A 17042-nucleotide genomic window follows, 5' to 3' on the forward strand; every position below is an offset into this window, starting at 1 on the left:
CCCTTGGCGATTCCCAACGGATACAGTGATAGCCGATAAATGGCCGGCCGTGAGCCGAGCGCGGGATCTTTTATGCCGACGGGGATGCCTGGGGTAGGGATCAAGCCGCGACTAATGGCTTTGACTTCCGGCGATAACCTACTCATCATCGGGGTTCGCTGGGCGGCGCGCGATTTATTGCGAGCCGAAGGCGGCGAACATGAAGTCGGAAGGTTCGATCGTACTGCGGCACTCGATACTGTGCTCCGCGCCTACTCTGTGCAGAAAAGTCGGCTCCGCCGGCTAAAATAGTCAGCAAATTTGCCCTGAAGATTGAGCCAACGGGCGTTTGATTCGATGTCAGAGGTCTTGGATACTCCTCTTGGGCGTGTGCTGGATCCGATGGAGCGGATCTCGGAGACGTTGTTCGGCCTGATCATGGCTCTCACCTTCATCTGCAGCCTCGGTGTCGCAACGTCGGGCAACATCACGATTCAAACGATGCTGATTGGTGCGCTCGGCTGCAATCTGGCCTGGGGCATCGTTGACGGCGGTCTTTATCTGCTGGCCCGCATCAATGAGCGAGGCGGCAAAAACCTGACCCTGCGCGCAATACGGCTGGCGCCGGATCATGAGACCGCGCAACGCGTCATCGCCGACGCACTGCCGCCGGAATTGGTGTCGGTCTTGCCTGCGGAGCAACTGGAGTTGATGCGGCAAAAAGTGCTGCAGTCGCCTGAGCCCGAGCGTCCGAAGCTGACCAGGCGCGACTGGACCGGAGCGCTGGGTCTTTGCTTGCTGAGTTTCCTTGCAACTTTCCCGGTCGTGATCCCCTTCATCTTCATCAGCGACGCCAAACTGGCGTTGCGCGTCTCCTATGCCGTCGCCATCGCGATGCTGTTCTGCTGCGGTTACGCGTTCGGCGTTCATAGCGGAATTCGGCCCTGGGCGGCGGGTCTTTCGATGGTGGCCTTTGGCAGTGCGCTGGTCGGCATCGCAGTAGCCCTTGGAGGATAGTCGACGGTGCGACAACAAGGTGTTGCAAGAGTCTGGCACGTCAGCGGCACCTCGATCGCCGCGTTCGTTGCCTTGTCGCTTGCGCCGATGACCGGCGGTTTGGCGCGTGCGCAAACCCTCGAGGTCAGCCCGGGCGGTGCGATCGGCCTTGGCAATCGCGGCTGGTCCGCCTCCGAACCGAACCGCGCAACGTCTGCCAATGAGCTCGAATTCAGCGCCCGTGTGGGGGCTGCATCCGACTACATTTATCGCGGGACCACACTGTCCGATCACGGGCCCGCGGCCGGGGCCGCCGTTGAAGCAAGGTTTGGCGCTCTATACGCCGGCACCACCGTGGCCACCGTCAAGCTGCCGACTCAACCATCCGCCGAGTTCACTTTTGCGACCGGCATCCGTCCGAAGATCGCAACGATCGATTTCGATTTTGGCGTGACCTATTTCGCCTATCCGGGAGAGAGGCTACCCGGCGACACCGGCATCAACTATTGGGAGGCGGTTGTCCGCGTCGATCGAAGCATCGGCGAACAGGTCCGCGTCGCCGCCGGCTACGCCTATTCACCGAACGTCTCAAACACCGGCGCATGGAGCCAATACGTCGCGGCTGGTGTGGGTTACGACGTGCCGGGCCGTCTGCTCCCGCCGAACCTTGGCATATCCTTCACCACCGCTGCCGGCTATTCGTGGTTCGGAAATCAGGCGCCGACCCTCGGCGGCTTCCCGCTACCCGCCTATCTCAATTGGCAGGCGGGGGTGACCTTCACTCACAAGGCCTTCAACCTCGATCTGCGCTACTACGACACCAATCTGTCGAAAGAGAACTGCTTCGTCTTCACCGGAGATCCAAACGCGCGGCTGGGTGGTCGTGTCGATCCCGTTACCAACCCGGCTGGCCTCATCTCGAACTGGTGCGGCGCGACGTTCGTCGCCAAGGCCTGGTTTGCGTTTTAGATAATTAGCTCGTTCGCTGCTTTCGTTTAGAACTTGCATCTCGTGTAGTTCAGGGTCATTCCCGAAATCTCGGCAAATGACCGGGAAATGGTGTTGTCGTCGATGATTTTCAGGTTGAATCGGACATCCTGCGTCATGATGCTCGACGCGCAAGCTGCGGAAAGCTCGAGGCTATCGCCCTCCTGCTTCCTGGACTTGATTGTGCAGGTCCCGGATCTTCCCATGATCCGGTCGCCATCGATGATGAAACCTGAACCGAAAAGCTCGGAAAACTCTGCATACACGATCCTGCCGTCCTTCTTTGTGAAGACCTTGCTGCATAGATCCGCGTGCCCCGCCCATGCGCCTGTAAGTTCGATCGCCCGCGCTTCAGCCACGGAAAAGATGCTCGAGCCCAACATGACGGCTGCCCCAGCCAATCGGAACGCTTTACACATAATCTCTTCTCCCAAATTCAATGGTTTTGAATGCCTTGCTTGCCCTTCTTGATCGGCGGCCGCCATCTTAGCCTCTAATTTCAGCGATTTCAGCCAAGAACGCGAGTAAAGGGATGAACAAGGCATACACAAGCGCCATCGTGCCGGCCTATCATCAGCCGAGCGTCGCGCGGCCCTCCTTTCTCGATCGCGGGGCGTAAAAACGGTCGCCCTGCAAAAGGGGGCAAGCCGAAGTCTCGACCGGCTCAATCCGAGCCGGAGATGATCAACGACCCGCGTTGCAGCGCCGCGTTGAACTTATCCTTGGTAACCGCTAAGGCATCCATCCAAATCTTGGGGAGAAAGCATGGCGGATACCGCAGAGCCCGTGGCGGTCGCCCTTGACGGCGCGACGGTGGCGTTTCGCGTGGCCGGGGATCGGGTCTACACAGCCGTCGAGCGGGCCAGCCTGTCCGTCGCCCATGGCGAGTTCGTCGCCATTGTGGGCCCGACCGGCTGCGGGAAATCGACGCTGCTCAACGTGGCGGCCGGGCTTTTGAAGCCCGCCGCGGGGTCGGTGAAGATTTTCGGTCAGCCGCTGACGGGGTTGAACCGGGATGCCGGCTATCTGTTTCAGGCCGATGCGCTGTTTCCCTGGAAGACCGCGATCGACAATGTCGCCATCGGCCTCGACATCAAGGGCGCGCCGCGCGAGCAGGCGCTGCAGCGGGCGCAGGGCTGGCTTACTTCCGTCGGCCTCGGCGCGTTCGCCAACCGCTATCCGCACATGCTGTCCGGCGGGCAGCGCAAGCGTGTCGGGCTGGCGCAGGTTCTGATCCGCGATCCCAAGATATTGCTGATGGACGAGCCGTTCGGCCCGCTCGACGCCCAGACCCGGCAGATCATGGGCAATTTGCTGCTGGAACTGTGGAACGCCGACCGCAAGGCGGTGCTGTTCGTCACCCATGATCTCGAAGAGGCGATCGCGCTTGCCGATCGCGTCGTGATCATGTCGGCAGGGCCATCCGCGCGCATCATCGGCGACTGGCGGGTGACGCTGCCGCGCCCGCGCGACATCTCGGAAGTGCGGATGGAAAAGCAATTCCACGAACTGCACCGCGAAATCTGGAGCGTGCTGAAGGACGAAGTGATGAAGGGTTATGCGCAGTCGACGCAAAGTGCGGAGGTCGGCTGATGTCGCGCCTGACACTGCTGTTCTGGCAATTGATGGTGGCCGTGGTGGCGCTCTCGCTGTGGCAGTTCCTCGCCACCGTGCCGGTGTTCGGAAAAATCCTGCTGCCGCCGTTCTTCTTCTCCAACCCGGTCGACGTCGCGAGCCAGATCGTCAGATGGTTCACCTCCGGCGTGATCTGGAAGCATCTGATGATCACGCTGCTGGAGTCGGTGCTGGCTTTTGTGATCGGCTCGGTGGGCGGGGTGCTTGTCGGCTTCTGGTTCGCGCGCCAGCCGCGCGTCGCCGCGGTGTTCGACCCTTACGTCAAGATGATCAACGCGCTGCCGCGCGTGGTGCTGGCGCCGATCTTCGCGTTGTGGCTGGGCCTCGGCATCTGGTCCAAGGTAGCGCTCGGCGTGACGCTGGTGTTCTTCATCGTGTTCTTCAACGTCTATCAGGGGGTCAAGGAGGTCAGCCAGACCGTGCTGGACAACGGCCGCATGCTCGGCATGAGCGAGCGGCAGCTGACGCGGCATGTGTACTGGCCGTCGGCGCTGTCGTGGATGTTTTCCTCGCTGCACACTTCGGTCGGTTTCGCCGTGGTCGGTGCGGTCGTCGGCGAATATCTGGGATCGGCGGCCGGTCTCGGCTACCTGATCCAGCAGGCCGAAGGCGTGTTCGACGTCGCCGCCGTGTTCGCCGGCATGTTTGTGCTGTCGGCTTTCGTCATCCTGATCGACGTGGGGGTGACGCTGGTGGAAAAGCGGCTGCTGGTCTGGCGGCCGGCGGCGGCGGAGGGCAGGGGGTAGGTCTTGTAGGGTGGGCAAAGCGCAGCGTGCCCACCATCAAGATTACGGTGCGGATAGATGGTGGGCACGGCGCGATGCGCCTTTGCCCACCCTACGGCTCTTGCACCTAGGTCACGACATCGGATGCCATTCGAAATTGCGGATCCAATTTCACGTCAGCGGTAATCGAGTTGGAAATGAAGCAGTTTGCCTTCACATCGGCCATGATCGTGCGGGCGGCCTCGATATCGGCCTCGCTGCTCAAGACCACGATTGGCCGAACGTTGACTTCGACAATCCGATACTTGCCGTCGACGTTGGCCAGCAGGCCTTCTGCGGCGCTTTCATAGGCCACAAACGCCAGCCTCTTGCCTTGTGCGAACGCTACGAACGTCAGCATCATGCAAGCATTCAGCGCGGCCACCAACATTTCTTCGGGGGCCCAGACGCCCGCCTCTCCCTTGAATTCCGGAGGACTGCCGATCTCGATGCCGGATTTGCCGGGTGCGGACGTTCGGCCGCGGCGAGCGGTGTCCCAGACCAGGTTGTTCCTGTACTGAAAGGACTTGTATGTTTTCCCTGTTGCCACGTGATCCTCCACGTAGGGTGGGCAAAGCGACGTGTTCGCCGAAGCTCAACGATAGGCGGAAGCGTGCCCACGATCGAGACGGCGATGCGGATCGACGGTGGGCACGGCGCGATGCGCCTTGCCCAACCTACGAAGCTGCGCCGTGCCGCATCAGTTCAACAGCTTGATGTCATCGGGCGACTGCGGCGGCGTCTTGATCGCGATCGCCTTGATGGTGCGGCCATTGGGCTTGGTACCGGCATGCGGCGTGCCCTTCGGGATGATGACGAGATCGCCCGGCTTGACAGTCACTTCGTTGTCGCCGAGCCAGATCGTGCCGGTACCCTCGAGGATGAACTGGATTTCGTGGGCATTGGCGTGCAGGTGCTTTGGCGGGCTGCCGTCCTGTATCGCAATGGTCATTCCGTCAGCCACGGCGAGAACCTTGTTGCGCATACCGCCGGCGTTGACCGCCGAAATGGTGTCGCCTTCCAGCTCTCCGGTGTGGATGACCTGAGCGGTGAGGTTTTCTGCAGCCAGCGCAGGACGCAGAAAATGTGTGACGCCGCAACCGGCGGCAAAGGCGACGGTCAGCGACAGTGCGGCAACGACGCGATTCATGGAAAATCCTCCCTTGGGGCATTTCTTGTGCCGGCGGATGCTATGCCGCGGAAATCCGGCTGGCCAGCGCGCGATAGCGCACATCTAGCGAAAAGATCGAGTGTCCGTCGCGGAATAAAGTGCGGCCTGCACGGCCGGAACGCCGGCGTTGCAATCGGCGTTTTGGCACCAAAGTCGCCTTCTCAAGCCCGCCGCGCTGCACTATCGTGCCGGCCAAATTCCTGGAGGAACCCATGAAGAAACTGTTCGGCCGGCTGGCCGCTTCGCTGCTGGCGCTGGCGCTGACCTCAGGATTTGCCGCAGCGCAAAGCAAGGTCACGGTCGCAATCGGCGGCGGCTCCTGCCTGTGCTATCTGCCGACCGTGCTGGCCAAGCAGCTCGGCGAATACGAAAAGGCGGGGCTGGCCGTCGAGCTGGTCGACCTCAAGGGCGGCTCGGACGCGCTCAAAGCCGTGCTCGGCGGCAGCGCCGATGTGGTGTCCGGCTATTTCGACCATTGCGTCAATCTGGCCGCCAAGAAGCAGGAATTGCAGTCCTTCGTGGTCTATGACCGCTATCCCGGCCTGGTGCTGGTGGTGTCGCCGTCGCACACCAGCGAGATCAAATCGATCAAGGATCTGGCCGGCAAGAAGGTCGGCGTCAGCGCACCGGGCTCCTCGACCGACTTTTTCCTGAAGTATCTCTTGAAGAAGAACGGCCTCGACCCGACCAGCGCTTCGGTGATCGGCGTTGGCCTCGGGGCTACCGCCGTGGCGGCGATGCAGCAGGGCCAGATCGATGCTGCCGTGATGCTCGATCCCTCCGTCACCGTCCTGCAGGGCAGCTATCCTGATTTGAAGATTCTGGCCGACACCCGCACTGAGAAGGATACGCTCGCCGTATTCGGCGGGGAATATCCCGGCGGTGCGCTCTATACGACCACGGCGTGGATCAAGTCGCACGAGAAGGAAGTGCAGGCGCTGACCACAGCAATCGTCAACACGCTCACCTGGATTCACTCGCACTCGCCGGAAGAGATCATGGCGAAGATGCCCGACGAAATCGTCGGCAAGAACAAGGAGCTTTATCTGGCGGCGCTGAAGAACACGATCCCGATGTATTCGCTGACCGGCAAGATGGATCCCAAAGGCGCCGACGCGGTGCTCGCGGTGTTCAGCGAGGGCTCGCCGGAGGTCGCGAAAGCCAATATTGACGTGACCAAGACTTACACCAACAAATATGTCGAACAGGTCAAGAAGACCACCGGCGCGAATCCGAAGTAAGGTCTGGATAGGATCGGCGTGATATCAAGCGAAGTCAGGCCAAGCGAAGCCAGGCGATGAGTGGCGCGATGCCTCCGGTGATGCATCGCGTCAGTGCGCTCGACCTCGTTGTCGAAGCGTGGACGTGGCCGTTTGCCGAAACGCGGCGCGCGGAGATCGTGGCGCATTTCGCCGACAAGCAGCGCGAAAAGCCTGCGATGTGGAACGGCCGCGTTCTGCTCGGGCGCAATCCGGTGTTTTCAGGCGACCGCTTCAGCGCCAGTTATTTCGAAACCGATTTTGCAAGTTTTCTGGCGTGGCGCGACTGGGGCTTTCCTGACCCAGGCGTGTTCAACGGTTTCGGCATGGGCGCGCTCCGCTGCGCCGACGGCGCCTTCGTGCTCGGCGAGATGGGCCAGCACACCTCGAACGCCGGGCGCATCTATTTTCCGTCAGGTACACCCGACCTTGGCGACATCAGGGACGGTGCGGTCGACATGTCGGGCAGCGTCACGCGCGAACTCGAGGAAGAGACCGGCCTTTCGCCCGGCGAATACGAGAGCGAGCCGCATTGGCACTGCGTTCTCACCGGGCCTGCGGTTGCGATGATCCGCGTGTTGCGGATCGATATGCCGGGCGATGTCGTGCGCGACCGGATCGAGCACAATCTCGCCGCGCAGCATGAGCCGGAATTATCCGCCATCCACCTCGTGCGCGGCACCCACGATCTCACCGCTGCAATGCCGCGTTTTGTCACTGTCTTCATCGAGGCGCAGCTCGCCTCCCAGCCTTGACGCAAGCAATACGCTTGACATCTGGTCGCGCTACCAATGTGATAGGCGGCAACAAGAACAAGAAAAACGCAGTGCACAAAAAATAATCCAGGGAGGATTCCATGCCGGGGCGCAAAGCTGCACGCCTTCTCGTCGGGCTGTCTGCCGCAATCGCGGTGCTGGGGATGGCGGTCACCGCCGAGGCTCAGGAAAAGAAAATCAAGATCGGCGTGATTTACGACCTTACCGGCCCGCTCGCGGGCGGCGGTTCGGAGCTGCAATATATCGGCGCCAAGATCATGCTCGACCAGTACGCCAAGACCGGCGTCGAGGGTTACAAGGTCGAGGCTGTCTACGCCGACGCCCAGAGCAAGCCTGACGTGGCCATCAACGAGGCGGTCCGGCTGATCGAGCAGGAAAAGGTCAACATGCTGCTCGGCTTCTTCTCGTCGGCGCAATGCGTGCCGGTGGCCGCGCGCGTCGAGCAGCTGAAGAATTTCATGTGGATCACGACCTGCATTTCTTCCGCGGTGCTTGCCGACAAGAACTTCAAATACGTGTTCCGTCCGCAGGCCTCGGGCGACCAGTTCGGCCTGATGACGATGGATTTCATTGCGCAGAATTCCAAGGAGAAGTTCGGCAAGGAGCCGAAGGATCTGCGCGTTGCCATCATCCATGAGGACGGCGCTTACGGCGTCGACGTCTCCAAGGGCAACGAGGCCGGCGCCAAGAAGGCCGGCTTCAACGTCGTGATGAAGGAAGGCTATTCCGCCACCGCGCCCGATCTCTCGGCACTGGTGACGAAACTGAAGCGGGCGCGGCCCGACGTGATCTTCCACACCGGCTATAACCCGGACATCACGCTGTTCGGGCGCCAGGCGCGCGAGCAGGGCCTGAAATTCGCCGCGCTCGTCGGCCACGGCGCCGGCTATGGCGTCTACGAGAAGCTGAAGGAAGGGCTCGGCGCCGACGTCAATTACGTCTTCAACACCGATCCGATCTCGATCTGGCTCGCCAACCAGAAGAGCATGGATCCGAAGCTGCCGCCGGTCATCAAGATGGTCGGCGATGAATTCGACAAGGCGAAGCCCGGGGTAGCGATCCGTTCCGCGCATGTCGGCATGGCCGCGTCCAACACCTACGTGTTCCTGACCGAAGTGCTGCCGCGCGCCATCAAGAAATATGGCGGTGTCGATCCCGATGCGCTGCGCAAGGCGGCATTGGAGGTCGACATTCCCGAGGGCGGCACCATGCTCGGCTTCGGCGTCAAATTCCACGGCGAGGGCACGCAGATGGCCGGCCAGAACGAGCGCTCGTTCCCGGTGGTCATCCAGTATGTCGACGACAAGTCGTACGTGGTGTGGCCGAAGAGCCAGGCGCAGCGCGAGGCCGTGCTGCCGCTGCCGAAGGGAACCACGTTCAGCAACCAGTAAAGCCAGCAAACAAGTAGCGGAGGTTCTGGCGTGCTGACGGTAGAAGGGTTGGTGAAGCGTTTTGGCGGCTTCACCGCGGTTAACAACGTATCGTTCCGGGTCGAGCAGGGCGAGATTCTCGGCCTGATCGGCCCGAACGGCTCCGGCAAGAGCACGATCTTCAACATGCTGTCGGGCACGTTGGTGCCGACGGCGGGATCGATCCTGTTCGACGGCGCGGAGATCGCGGGCGTCGCCCCGCACCGCATCATCAACAGCGGCATCGGCCGCACCTTCCAGATCCCGCGGCCGTTCCACCGGCTCAGCATTTTTGAGAACGTCGCGCTGGCCGGCTATTACGGCCAGGGCCGTCACAGCCGCGCCAAGGCCGATGAAGCGGCCGAACGTGCGCTTCGTATGGTGGGCCTGCCGACCGATCGGCATGCCAGCGTCGATGGCCTCGGTGCCGCCGGCCTGAAGAAGCTCGAACTGGCCAAGGCGCTCGCGACGGGCCCAAAACTTCTGCTCGCCGACGAAAGCCTCGGCGGGCTCGACGAGCACGAGATGGATCAGGCGGCCGACATGCTGCGCAAGATCCGCGACGAACTCGGCATCACCATCATCTGGGTCGAGCACATCATGGGCGTGTTGATGCGGGTGGTCGACCGCGTGATGGTGCTCGATCACGGCGAGAAGATTTCGGAAGGGCTCCCGAGCGCGGTGGCCAGCGATCCCAGGGTGATCGAGGTCTATCTCGGCACCGACGCCGATTCGAGCCAGGCCGCGGCTGGAGAAGCGCGCCGCAAGGCAGGGGTCTGACGCATGCTCGAATTGAAATCGGTCGACGCGGGCTACGGCACCTTCCAGGCATTGTTCGGTGTCAATCTCGAAGTCAAGGCAGGTGAGGCGGTCGGCGTGATTGGCCCCAACGGCGCCGGCAAGACCACGCTGATGCGGGTGATCTCGGGGCTGATCCGGCCCACCAAAGGCGCGATCGCGATGGAAGGCCACGACGTACTGGCGACGCCGGCGCATCGTATCGTCGATCTCGGCATTGCCCATGTGCCGGAGAACCGCCGGCTGTTTCCGCGGCTCACCGTCGACGACAATCTGAAGATGGGCGCCTACATGCCCGGCGCACGCGCCAAATATGCGCAGCGTCTGGAATTCGTGTTCGATCTGTTTCCGCGCATGAGGGAGCGGCGCAGCCAGATGGCCGGCACCCTGTCGGGCGGCGAACAGCAGATGTGCGCGATCGGCCGCGCGCTGATGTCGGACCCGAAATTGTTGCTGCTCGATGAGCCGTCGGCGGGGCTGGCGCCGGTCGTGGTGCAGCAGGTGTTCGAACTGGTGAAACGTATCCGCGCCAGCGGGCTGACGGTTCTGATCGTCGAGCAGAACGTGCAGCAGGTGCTGAAGGTGGTCGACCGCGCTTATCTGCTGGAGGCCGGCACCATCCGCGCGTCGGGCACATCGGAAGAAATGCTGTCGACCGACACCATCAAGCAAGCATATCTCGGGGTCTAGTAATGCAGGCATTCCTCGACATCTTCGACATCTATCTGCTGGAAGCCGTGGTCAACGGCATCCTGCTCGGGGGCGTGCTGGCGCTCCTGGCGCTCGGGCTCAATTTGATCTTCGGCGTCATCGACGTGACCTGGATCTGCTACGCCGAACTGGTCATGATCGGCATGTACGGCATGTATTACATGGTCCAGGTGTTCGGCATGCCGTACTGGGCCGCCGCTCCGTTCGCGATCCTGCTGGTGGCGGCGCTGGGCGCCGCGCTGCATTACATCGTCATCGCGCCGCTTCTGACCGCGCCGCCGATCAACCAGTTGCTGGCGACCGGCGGGGTGCTGTTCATCCTGCAGAGCTTTGCCACTGTCGCCTTCGGCATCGACTTCCGCAATCTCGGCATCCGCCTGCCGGTGCTGGCGATCGGCGAGATGCATTTCAGCTATTCGCGGCTGCTGGCCTTCGTCGCCGCCTTGGTCGGCATGCTGGCGATCTACTTCTTCATGAAGCGCACCTATACAGGCACCGCGATCCGCGCCGTCGCGCAGGATCGCCAGATCATGTCGCTGATGGGGGTCGATACCAAGCGCATCTACCTGATCACCTCGGCGCTGGGCGGCGCGCTCGCTGGCCTTGCCGCCTGTCTTCTGGTGCTGCAATACGACGTGCATCCCTTCGTCGGGCTGTCGTTCGGGCCGATCACATTCCTGATCTGCGTGCTCGGCGGGCTCGGCAATTTCGTCGGCGGCTTCATCGCGGCCTTCGTGTTCGCCCAGATCATTTCGCTGGGCGGGCTGTTTTCCGACCTCGAATGGGGCTACGTGCTGGCGTTCGCCTTCTTCATCGTCATGATGTTCATCCGGCCCGCGGGCCTTTTTGCGAGGCGCTCGTGAATCCCCGCTATATCGCCTGGGCCGTTGGACTCGCCGCACTGGTCGCGCTGCCCTTCGTCTATCGCGAGCCCTATCACCTGCACATCCTGGTGCTGATCCTGATCTGGTCGTTCGCCTACACCGCGTGGTCGATCATGGGCCGCTTCGGCCTGGTGTCGCTTGGACATGGCGGCTTCATGGGCGTCGGCGCCTATGTCACCGCGCTGTTGTGGAACCATCTCGGCGTATCGCCCTGGATCGGCATTCCCGTCAGCATGGTGGCGGCCGGGGTGCTGGCGCTCGTCGTCGCCTATCCCTGTTTTCGCTTTCGCATCACCGGGCATTATTTCGTGCTGGTGACGCTGGCGCTGTCAGGCATCGTACTGCAGGTCATCACCGCAACCCGCGACTACACCGGCGGCTCGCTCGGCTATACGCCGAACCGCGCCCGCAGCGGCTCAGGGTGGATGGCGCTGCAGTTCGACGACAAGATCACGTGGTACCTGATCGCGCTGTTCGTCTGGATCGTGGGCCTGTTGATCTGGCGCTGGGTCGACCGCAGCATGAGCCGCTACGCCATGGAGGCGATCTCGGAGGACGAGGACGCAGCGGCAGCGGCCGGTGTCAACGTCACGGCCGAAAAGCTCAAGATCACGCTGATTTCGGCGCTGATGACGGCGCTGGCCGGCGCGCTGTACTGCCAGTACCAGATGTTCATTTCGCCCGACACCGTCAGCGGCATTGCGGTGTCGCTGCAGATGGTGTTCGCCGTCATCGTCGGCGGCCTCTACGTTTCGCTCGGGCCGACGGTCGGCGCCATCATCACCATCTTGCTCGCCGAAGTGCTGCGCATCGGCTTCGGCACCAAGGCGGTTGGGTGGGACAATCTGGTCTATGGCGTGCTGCTGGTCATCTTCATCATATTCCTTCCCAAGGGCATTCTTGGTAGCGTCCTCGACCGACTGAAGACACAACCCAAGCCCTCCGGGACGAAATGAGCAAGAAACCCTCAAAGCCGCTCGCCGATGAACTGAAGCCCTATGTCGCCCCGTTCCGTTTCGACGGAGCGGGCGAATTTCACCTGAAATCGCACAAGACCAACGAGAAGGGCGGCCTCGACAAGGAGGGGGCGACGAAGATCATCGAGGCCAACCGCGAGCGCCTTAACGACTTCCAGGAAAAGCTCTACGCGCAGGACCGCTGGTCGCTGCTGCTGATCTTCCAGGGCATGGACGCCGCCGGCAAGGACTCGGCGATCAAGAGCGTGTTCGAAGGCGTCAATCCGCAGGGCTGCGAGGTCACGGCGTTCAAGCAGCCTTCGACCAAGGAGCTCGACCACGATTTCCTGTGGCGCAGCATGATCGCGCTGCCGGAGCGGGGCCGGATCGGCATCTTCAACCGCTCGCATTACGAGGAATGCCTGGTGGTGCGGGTGCACCCGGAAATTCTCGCCAAGCAGAAGTTGCCGCCGAAGCTCGTGACCAAGGACATCTGGCGCGACCGCTTCGAGGACATCTCCGCCATGGAGCGCTACATCGCGCGCAACGGCACCGTGATCCTGAAATTCTTCCTCAACGTCTCCAGGGAGGAGCAGCGCGAGCGCTTCCTCGAGCGGCTGGAGGACCCCGCCAAGAACTGGAAGTTCTCGCTGGCCGACATCGGCGAACGCAAGCTGTGGGACAAATATCAGGCCGCCTATCAGGACCTGATCCGCCACACCTCGACCAAGCATGCGCCCTGGCACATCGTACCGGCCGACCACAAATGGTTCGCGCGCGTGGTGATCGGCTCGGCCATCGTGGCCGCGCTGGACAAGCTCGACCTGCACTTCCCGAAGGTCGACAAGGCCGACCGCAGCGAGTTCAAGCAGGTCCGCGAGGCGCTGCTGGCGGAGGAGAAGGGCGCGAAGGTGACGAAGAAGTAGGGTGGGCAAAGGCGCGATAGCGCCGTGCCCACCATTGGCGCCGAATACTCCGCGGAAATGGTGGACACGCTGCGCTTTGCCCACCCTACAGATCCCCGGCAAGGGCATCAGTTGTGTAGCCCGCATGAGCGGAGCGATATGCGGGAGCGTCGCGTCCGTCTGGCGGCTATGCGACGAATTTTTTGTACAACCAGCGACGGCCGTCGTGGCGCCGCCAAACCTGTCCGCGCACCAGCCGGCCGGTAATGCTGCGTCTCGGCATGATGACCCGCCGTAGATGCCAAGTGGTTGGTTTGGCCGGGCGCCGCTTCAATCCAAACTTGCTGATGTTGATAGTTGTAATCGATGCCATGCTGACCCACTTCGCTCAAGCTGCCCGCCGCAGGCACGGCCCACAGCGGGCATCTCGGCGCCCCTCATCGGCTTTCACGATCGTCACCTATGCGGCGACCGCGAGAAATAACACTGATGCGAGGAATCCCGTTCTCGATCCCCGCGACACGGGAATCATAGCGAATCGGGCGGCCACAGTGGTCAACGAAATCCGGGTTTTGACCTGAGTTATGATTATTGGCCGTCACTGCGATATTTTTGCCCCATGCTTCACCATGACTCATGAGCGTCCGCCAGGCGCCGAATACCCGGGCGGAATTGTGGACGCGCTTTGATCACCTTACGCATCACTCCGCGGCTTCCCCGAAAACCATCTGCCAGCCTTTTCGTGTGTCCATGTACTCGCGAACCTGCTTGATGCGGCCGCCTGCGACGACGAAAACGAAGCAGTAGTCGTTGTCATACGGCCGTCCTTCCGGAAGTGTCGCCCGCATCCGCTCTTCGATGATCACCGTGTCTCCATCGGTATGGACCGCGCGGAACGAGATATCGATCTCCGTGAACAGGCGGTGCATCTCGGAGGCGATGAAGCGCGCGATCTGGTCGGGGCCGATCATGTGGTCGGTATGCGCGAGCGCAACCGCCGTTGCATTTCGGGCTGGCGCGATCCATTCGGCGTCCGGCGTGAAGAGGGATGCGATCTGGCCTGCGTCGCGCGTCGAGAATGTCTTCCAGGCGTTGAGGACGATGTCTTTGGCGGTCGGATGATCCATGGTTTGGCCTTCGGTGAGGAGTGAAAATCAATCGTTCCTCATCTAGGCCAGCCTCGCTGTTCACGCTGGCCGGAATCGGACTTCATCACCCGCGGCCACTTTCCCCGGCCGCGCGATACGCTAGAATCCGCTGATGCTGAGTTTCAACGTCTGCAATGCTGCGCGGCTGCGGCGCGACGCGCGCTACGACGGCCGTTTCTTCACGGCGGTCCGGACCACGCGGATCTATTGCCGCCCGGTCTGCCCGGTGAAGCACCCGTTGACGCGCAACGTTACCTATTATCCGACGGCAGCCGCCGCAGAGGCGGCGGGATACCGGCCGTGCCTTCGCTGTCGCCCGGAGACGGCTCCGTTCTGCCCGGCCTGGAACGGGACGCGCTCGACGGTCGCGCGCGCGCTGAAACTGATCGACGACGGCGCGCTGGAGCAAGGTTCGGTCGCCGCACTGGCGGAGAAACTCGGGATCACCTCGCGCCATCTCGCTCGCCTGTTCGAACGCCATGTCGGGGCAAGCCCGCAGCAGGTCGCGACCACCCGCCGCGTCCAGCGCGCCAAGCGGCTGCTCGATACCACCGACGATACGATGACCGAGATTGCCTTCCACGCGGGTTTCGGCAGCGTCCGCCGCTTCAACGCCGCGTTCTCCGATCTTTACGGCCGCTCACCATCCAGCTTGCGTGCGACATCGGGCGGGCGACGGGCGTGACAGGGGCCTCGACAGGCAACTATTAGGTCACCCCTCCTGACCATCTTTTGGCATTGCGGCCAGCCGCAAAATTCGTCTAGAACAGGCCCGGAACGCCGTCCCGGCAACGAACCGTCAATGGTTTTGGCCGAGATTTGGTCGTCCAAAAGGGTCTGGCAATGCTGATTCGCAGCAAAAAGTACGGAGTTCGGGGTGGAGCGGCCAAGGCTGCCCCCGCGATTTCGGCTGCGTCCGCGCCCACCCTCCTTCTTGGCGGGCTTCTGCTTCTTATCGGCCCCTGAGGGCCGTCTGGGCGTTTGCGCCTGGGCACTCAGGGGTTTTGAGCGAGATCACCAGACCCTTCAGCGACCATTGAACCGGCGCACGACCCAAAAGGAACTTCAGAAATGACCACCGCCAACAAGTCCGAGAAGGACCGCGTCATCGTATTCGACACCACCCTGCGCGACGGCGAGCAATGCCCGGGCGCCACCATGACGTTTGAGGAAAAGCTCGAGATCGCCGAAATGCTCGACGACATGGGCGTCGACGTCATCGAGGCCGGTTTTCCGATCACCTCGGAAGGTGACTTCCAGGCGGTCAGCGAAATCGCCCGCCGCTCCAAGAACGCCGTCATCGCCGGCCTGTCGCGCGCCCACCCGAAGGACATCGACCGCTGCGCCGAAGCGGTGAAATTTGCCAAACGCGGCCGGGTCCACACCGTGATCGCGACCTCGCCGCTGCACATGCGCGTCAAGCTGAACATGACGCCGGAGCAGGTGGTGGAACTCTCGATCGCCAACGTCACCCGCGCCCGCAACCAGGTCGACGACGTCGAATGGTCGGCCGAGGACGGCACCCGCAGCGAGATGGATTTTCTCTGCCGCATCGTCGAAGCCGTCATCAAGGCCGGCGCCACCACGGTCAATATTCCCGACACGGTCGGTTACACCGTGCCGGAGGAATACACCAAATTCATGCGCACGCTGATCGAGCGGGTGCCGAATTCGGACAAGGCGATATTCTCCGTGCACTGCCATAACGACCTCGGCATGGCAGTGGCGAATTCGCTGGCCGGCATCGCCGGCGGCGCGCGGCAGATCGAATGCACCGTCAACGGCATCGGCGAGCGGGCAGGCAATGCCGCGCTGGAAGAAGTCGTGATGGCGATCAACGTGAGGAACGACGTGTTTCCATGGTGGAACAAGATCGACACCACCATGCTGACGCGGGCCTCGAAGCTGGTCTCGGCGGCGACCTCGTTCCCGGTGCAGTACAACAAGGCGATCGTCGGCCGCAACGCCTTCGCCCATGAAAGCGGCATCCATCAGGACGGCGTGCTGAAGGACGCATCGACCTACGAGATCATGCGTCCCGAAATGATCGGCCTGAAGAAGTCGTCGCTGGTGCTCGGCAAGCATTCCGGCCGCCACGCCTTCGTGCACAAGCTGGAGGAGATGGGCTACAAGCTCGGCGCCAACCAGCTGGAAGACGCTTTTGTACGAATGAAGGCGCTGGCCGATCGCAAGAAGGACATCTATGACGAGGACATCGAAGCGCTGGTCGATCAGGAGATCGCGGCCTCGCACGACCGCATCAAGCTGGTCTCGCTGACGGTGATCGCCGGCACCCATGGGCCGCAGCGCGCCACCATGAAGCTCGACGTCGAAGGCCAGATGAAAATCGAGGAGGCCGAAGGCAACGGCCCGGTCGATGCGGTCTTCAACTGCATCAAGGCGCTGGTGCCGCACGAGGCCAAGCTGGAGCTCTATCAGGTCCACGCCGTGACCGAAGGCACCGACGCGCAAGCCGAAGTGTCGGTGCGGCTTGCCCATGAAGGCCGCTCGATGACGTCCAAGGGGTCCGATCCGGATACGCTGGTGGCGTCCGCAAAGGCCTATCTCGGCGCGCTGAACAAGATTGTCATGAAGCACCAGCGCGACATGCCGGCACAGGCGGCGAGCTGATTGCCGCAACGCGCGACACGCCAAACAGTAAAA

17 protein-coding genes and 1 pseudogene are annotated in these 17042 nt (G+C 62.2%); 14 read left to right on the forward strand and 4 right to left on the reverse strand.

Features of this window, described 5'->3' with window-relative positions; all coding sequences use genetic code 11:
• Positions 1 to 336 precede the first annotated feature (336 nt).
• Positions 337 to 996 (forward strand): VIT1/CCC1 transporter family protein, encoded by a 660-nt coding sequence (locus ACVWVY_RS17355; protein WP_456627513.1) that lies wholly within the window; start codon positions 337 to 339, stop codon positions 994 to 996.
• A 6-nt stretch (positions 997 to 1002) separates the two neighbouring features.
• On the forward strand, positions 1003 to 1944 hold the full coding sequence (locus tag ACVWVY_RS17360) for a TorF family putative porin (RefSeq protein WP_456627514.1): 942 nt from the start codon (positions 1003 to 1005) through the stop codon (positions 1942 to 1944).
• A 26-nt stretch (positions 1945 to 1970) separates the two neighbouring features.
• Here the strand turns inward: ACVWVY_RS17360 and ACVWVY_RS17365 are convergent, their stop codons facing one another.
• Positions 1971 to 2447, reverse strand: coding sequence for a hypothetical protein (locus ACVWVY_RS17365; protein ID WP_456627515.1), 477 nt, complete (start codon positions 2445 to 2447; stop codon positions 1971 to 1973).
• 280 nt (positions 2448 to 2727) lie between these two features.
• Here ACVWVY_RS17365 and ACVWVY_RS17370 point away from each other — a divergent pair, with 280 nt between their 5' ends.
• Together ACVWVY_RS17370 and ACVWVY_RS17375 are read left to right on the forward strand one after the other, a co-directional pair.
• Positions 2728 to 3555, forward strand: a complete 828-nt coding sequence (locus ACVWVY_RS17370) for an ABC transporter ATP-binding protein (protein ID WP_456627516.1) — start codon at positions 2728 to 2730, stop codon at positions 3553 to 3555.
• Positions 3555 to 4343 carry an ABC transporter permease gene (locus tag ACVWVY_RS17375; RefSeq protein WP_456627517.1) on the forward strand — a complete coding sequence of 263 codons (789 nt, stop codon included), beginning with the start codon at positions 3555 to 3557 and terminating at the stop codon, positions 4341 to 4343. Before ACVWVY_RS17370 ends, ACVWVY_RS17375 begins: the two co-directional genes overlap by 1 nt.
• A 106-nt stretch (positions 4344 to 4449) precedes the next feature.
• Here the strand turns inward: ACVWVY_RS17375 and ACVWVY_RS17380 are convergent, their stop codons facing one another.
• Both ACVWVY_RS17380 and ACVWVY_RS17385 read right to left on the reverse strand, forming a co-directional pair.
• Positions 4450 to 4923, reverse strand: coding sequence for an OsmC family protein (locus ACVWVY_RS17380; protein WP_456627518.1), 474 nt, complete (start codon positions 4921 to 4923; stop codon positions 4450 to 4452).
• 138 nt (positions 4924 to 5061) lie between these two features.
• On the reverse strand, positions 5062 to 5511 hold the full coding sequence (locus ACVWVY_RS17385; RefSeq protein WP_456627519.1) for a cupin domain-containing protein: 450 nt from the start codon (positions 5509 to 5511) through the stop codon (positions 5062 to 5064).
• A gap of 233 nt (positions 5512 to 5744) precedes the next feature.
• Between ACVWVY_RS17385 and ACVWVY_RS17390 the strand changes: the two genes are divergently transcribed.
• The 8 genes and pseudogenes from ACVWVY_RS17390 (at position 5745) to ACVWVY_RS17425 (ending at position 13251) form a co-directional block, all read left to right on the forward strand.
• Positions 5745 to 6773, forward strand: a complete 1029-nt coding sequence (locus tag ACVWVY_RS17390; protein WP_456627520.1) for an ABC transporter substrate-binding protein — start codon at positions 5745 to 5747, stop codon at positions 6771 to 6773.
• A gap of 56 nt (positions 6774 to 6829) precedes the next feature.
• Complete coding sequence (locus tag ACVWVY_RS17395) at positions 6830 to 7546, forward strand: NUDIX hydrolase (RefSeq protein WP_456627521.1); 717 nt, start codon at positions 6830 to 6832, stop codon at positions 7544 to 7546.
• A gap of 101 nt (positions 7547 to 7647) precedes the next feature.
• Complete coding sequence (locus ACVWVY_RS17400) at positions 7648 to 8958, forward strand: ABC transporter substrate-binding protein (RefSeq protein WP_456627522.1); 1311 nt, start codon at positions 7648 to 7650, stop codon at positions 8956 to 8958.
• 30 nt (positions 8959 to 8988) lie between these two features.
• Positions 8989 to 9756: an ABC transporter ATP-binding protein gene (locus ACVWVY_RS17405; protein ID WP_456627523.1), complete on the forward strand. Its 768-nt coding sequence runs from the start codon at positions 8989 to 8991 to the stop codon at positions 9754 to 9756.
• 3 nt (positions 9757 to 9759) lie between these two features.
• Entirely contained in the window at positions 9760 to 10464 is a 705-nt protein-coding gene (locus tag ACVWVY_RS17410; RefSeq protein ID WP_456627524.1) for an ABC transporter ATP-binding protein, read from the forward strand.
• Between the two features lie 2 nt (positions 10465 to 10466).
• A complete protein-coding gene (locus ACVWVY_RS17415; RefSeq protein WP_456627525.1) occupies positions 10467 to 11348 on the forward strand; it encodes a branched-chain amino acid ABC transporter permease in 882 nt (293 codons plus the stop codon).
• A pseudogene (locus ACVWVY_RS17420) lies at positions 11345 to 12356 on the forward strand (branched-chain amino acid ABC transporter permease). Before ACVWVY_RS17415 ends, ACVWVY_RS17420 begins: the two are co-directional and overlap by 4 nt.
• Entirely contained in the window at positions 12322 to 13251 is a 930-nt protein-coding gene (locus ACVWVY_RS17425; RefSeq protein WP_456627526.1) for a polyphosphate kinase 2 family protein, read from the forward strand. The pseudogene ACVWVY_RS17420 and the gene ACVWVY_RS17425 overlap by 35 nt, the downstream one beginning before the upstream one ends.
• Before the next feature lie 680 nt (positions 13252 to 13931).
• On the opposite strand, the gene ACVWVY_RS17430 is transcribed toward ACVWVY_RS17425, so the two are convergent.
• Entirely contained in the window at positions 13932 to 14357 is a 426-nt protein-coding gene (locus ACVWVY_RS17430; protein ID WP_456627527.1) for a nuclear transport factor 2 family protein, read from the reverse strand.
• Positions 14358 to 14490: 133 nt separating this feature from the next.
• Between ACVWVY_RS17430 and ACVWVY_RS17435 the strand changes: the two genes are divergently transcribed.
• Both ACVWVY_RS17435 and ACVWVY_RS17440 read left to right on the forward strand, forming a co-directional pair.
• Positions 14491 to 15063, forward strand: coding sequence for a bifunctional transcriptional activator/DNA repair enzyme AdaA (locus ACVWVY_RS17435; protein ID WP_456627528.1), 573 nt, complete (start codon positions 14491 to 14493; stop codon positions 15061 to 15063).
• 386 nt (positions 15064 to 15449) lie between these two features.
• A complete protein-coding gene (locus tag ACVWVY_RS17440) occupies positions 15450 to 17009 on the forward strand; it encodes a 2-isopropylmalate synthase (protein ID WP_456627529.1) in 1560 nt (519 codons plus the stop codon).
• Positions 17010 to 17042: the final 33 nt, after the last annotated feature.

The organism is Bradyrhizobium sp. URHC0002 (assembly GCF_054059515.1).

Excerpts from the sequence above, each read along its gene's own strand:
- ACVWVY_RS17400 (WP_456627522.1), top strand. The coding sequence starts at position 7,648 with ATGCCGGGGCGCAAAGCTGCACGCCTTCTCGTCGGGCTGTCTGCCGCA.
- ACVWVY_RS17365 (WP_456627515.1), bottom strand. The coding sequence starts at position 2,447 with ATGGCGGCCGCCGATCAAGAAGGGCAAGCAAGGCATTCAAAACCATTG.
- ACVWVY_RS17430 (WP_456627527.1), bottom strand. The coding sequence starts at position 14,357 with ATGGATCATCCGACCGCCAAAGACATCGTCCTCAACGCCTGGAAGACA.
- ACVWVY_RS17410 (WP_456627524.1), top strand. The coding sequence starts at position 9,760 with ATGCTCGAATTGAAATCGGTCGACGCGGGCTACGGCACCTTCCAGGCA.
- ACVWVY_RS17355 (WP_456627513.1), top strand. The coding sequence starts at position 337 with ATGTCAGAGGTCTTGGATACTCCTCTTGGGCGTGTGCTGGATCCGATG.
- ACVWVY_RS17415 (WP_456627525.1), top strand. The coding sequence starts at position 10,467 with ATGCAGGCATTCCTCGACATCTTCGACATCTATCTGCTGGAAGCCGTG.
- ACVWVY_RS17425 (WP_456627526.1), top strand. The coding sequence starts at position 12,322 with ATGAGCAAGAAACCCTCAAAGCCGCTCGCCGATGAACTGAAGCCCTAT.
- ACVWVY_RS17385 (WP_456627519.1), bottom strand. The coding sequence starts at position 5,511 with ATGAATCGCGTCGTTGCCGCACTGTCGCTGACCGTCGCCTTTGCCGCC.
- ACVWVY_RS17435 (WP_456627528.1), top strand. The coding sequence starts at position 14,491 with ATGCTGAGTTTCAACGTCTGCAATGCTGCGCGGCTGCGGCGCGACGCG.
- ACVWVY_RS17390 (WP_456627520.1), top strand. The coding sequence starts at position 5,745 with ATGAAGAAACTGTTCGGCCGGCTGGCCGCTTCGCTGCTGGCGCTGGCG.
- ACVWVY_RS17375 (WP_456627517.1), top strand. The coding sequence starts at position 3,555 with ATGTCGCGCCTGACACTGCTGTTCTGGCAATTGATGGTGGCCGTGGTG.
- ACVWVY_RS17395 (WP_456627521.1), top strand. The coding sequence starts at position 6,830 with ATGAGTGGCGCGATGCCTCCGGTGATGCATCGCGTCAGTGCGCTCGAC.
- ACVWVY_RS17370 (WP_456627516.1), top strand. The coding sequence starts at position 2,728 with ATGGCGGATACCGCAGAGCCCGTGGCGGTCGCCCTTGACGGCGCGACG.
- ACVWVY_RS17440 (WP_456627529.1), top strand. The coding sequence starts at position 15,450 with ATGACCACCGCCAACAAGTCCGAGAAGGACCGCGTCATCGTATTCGAC.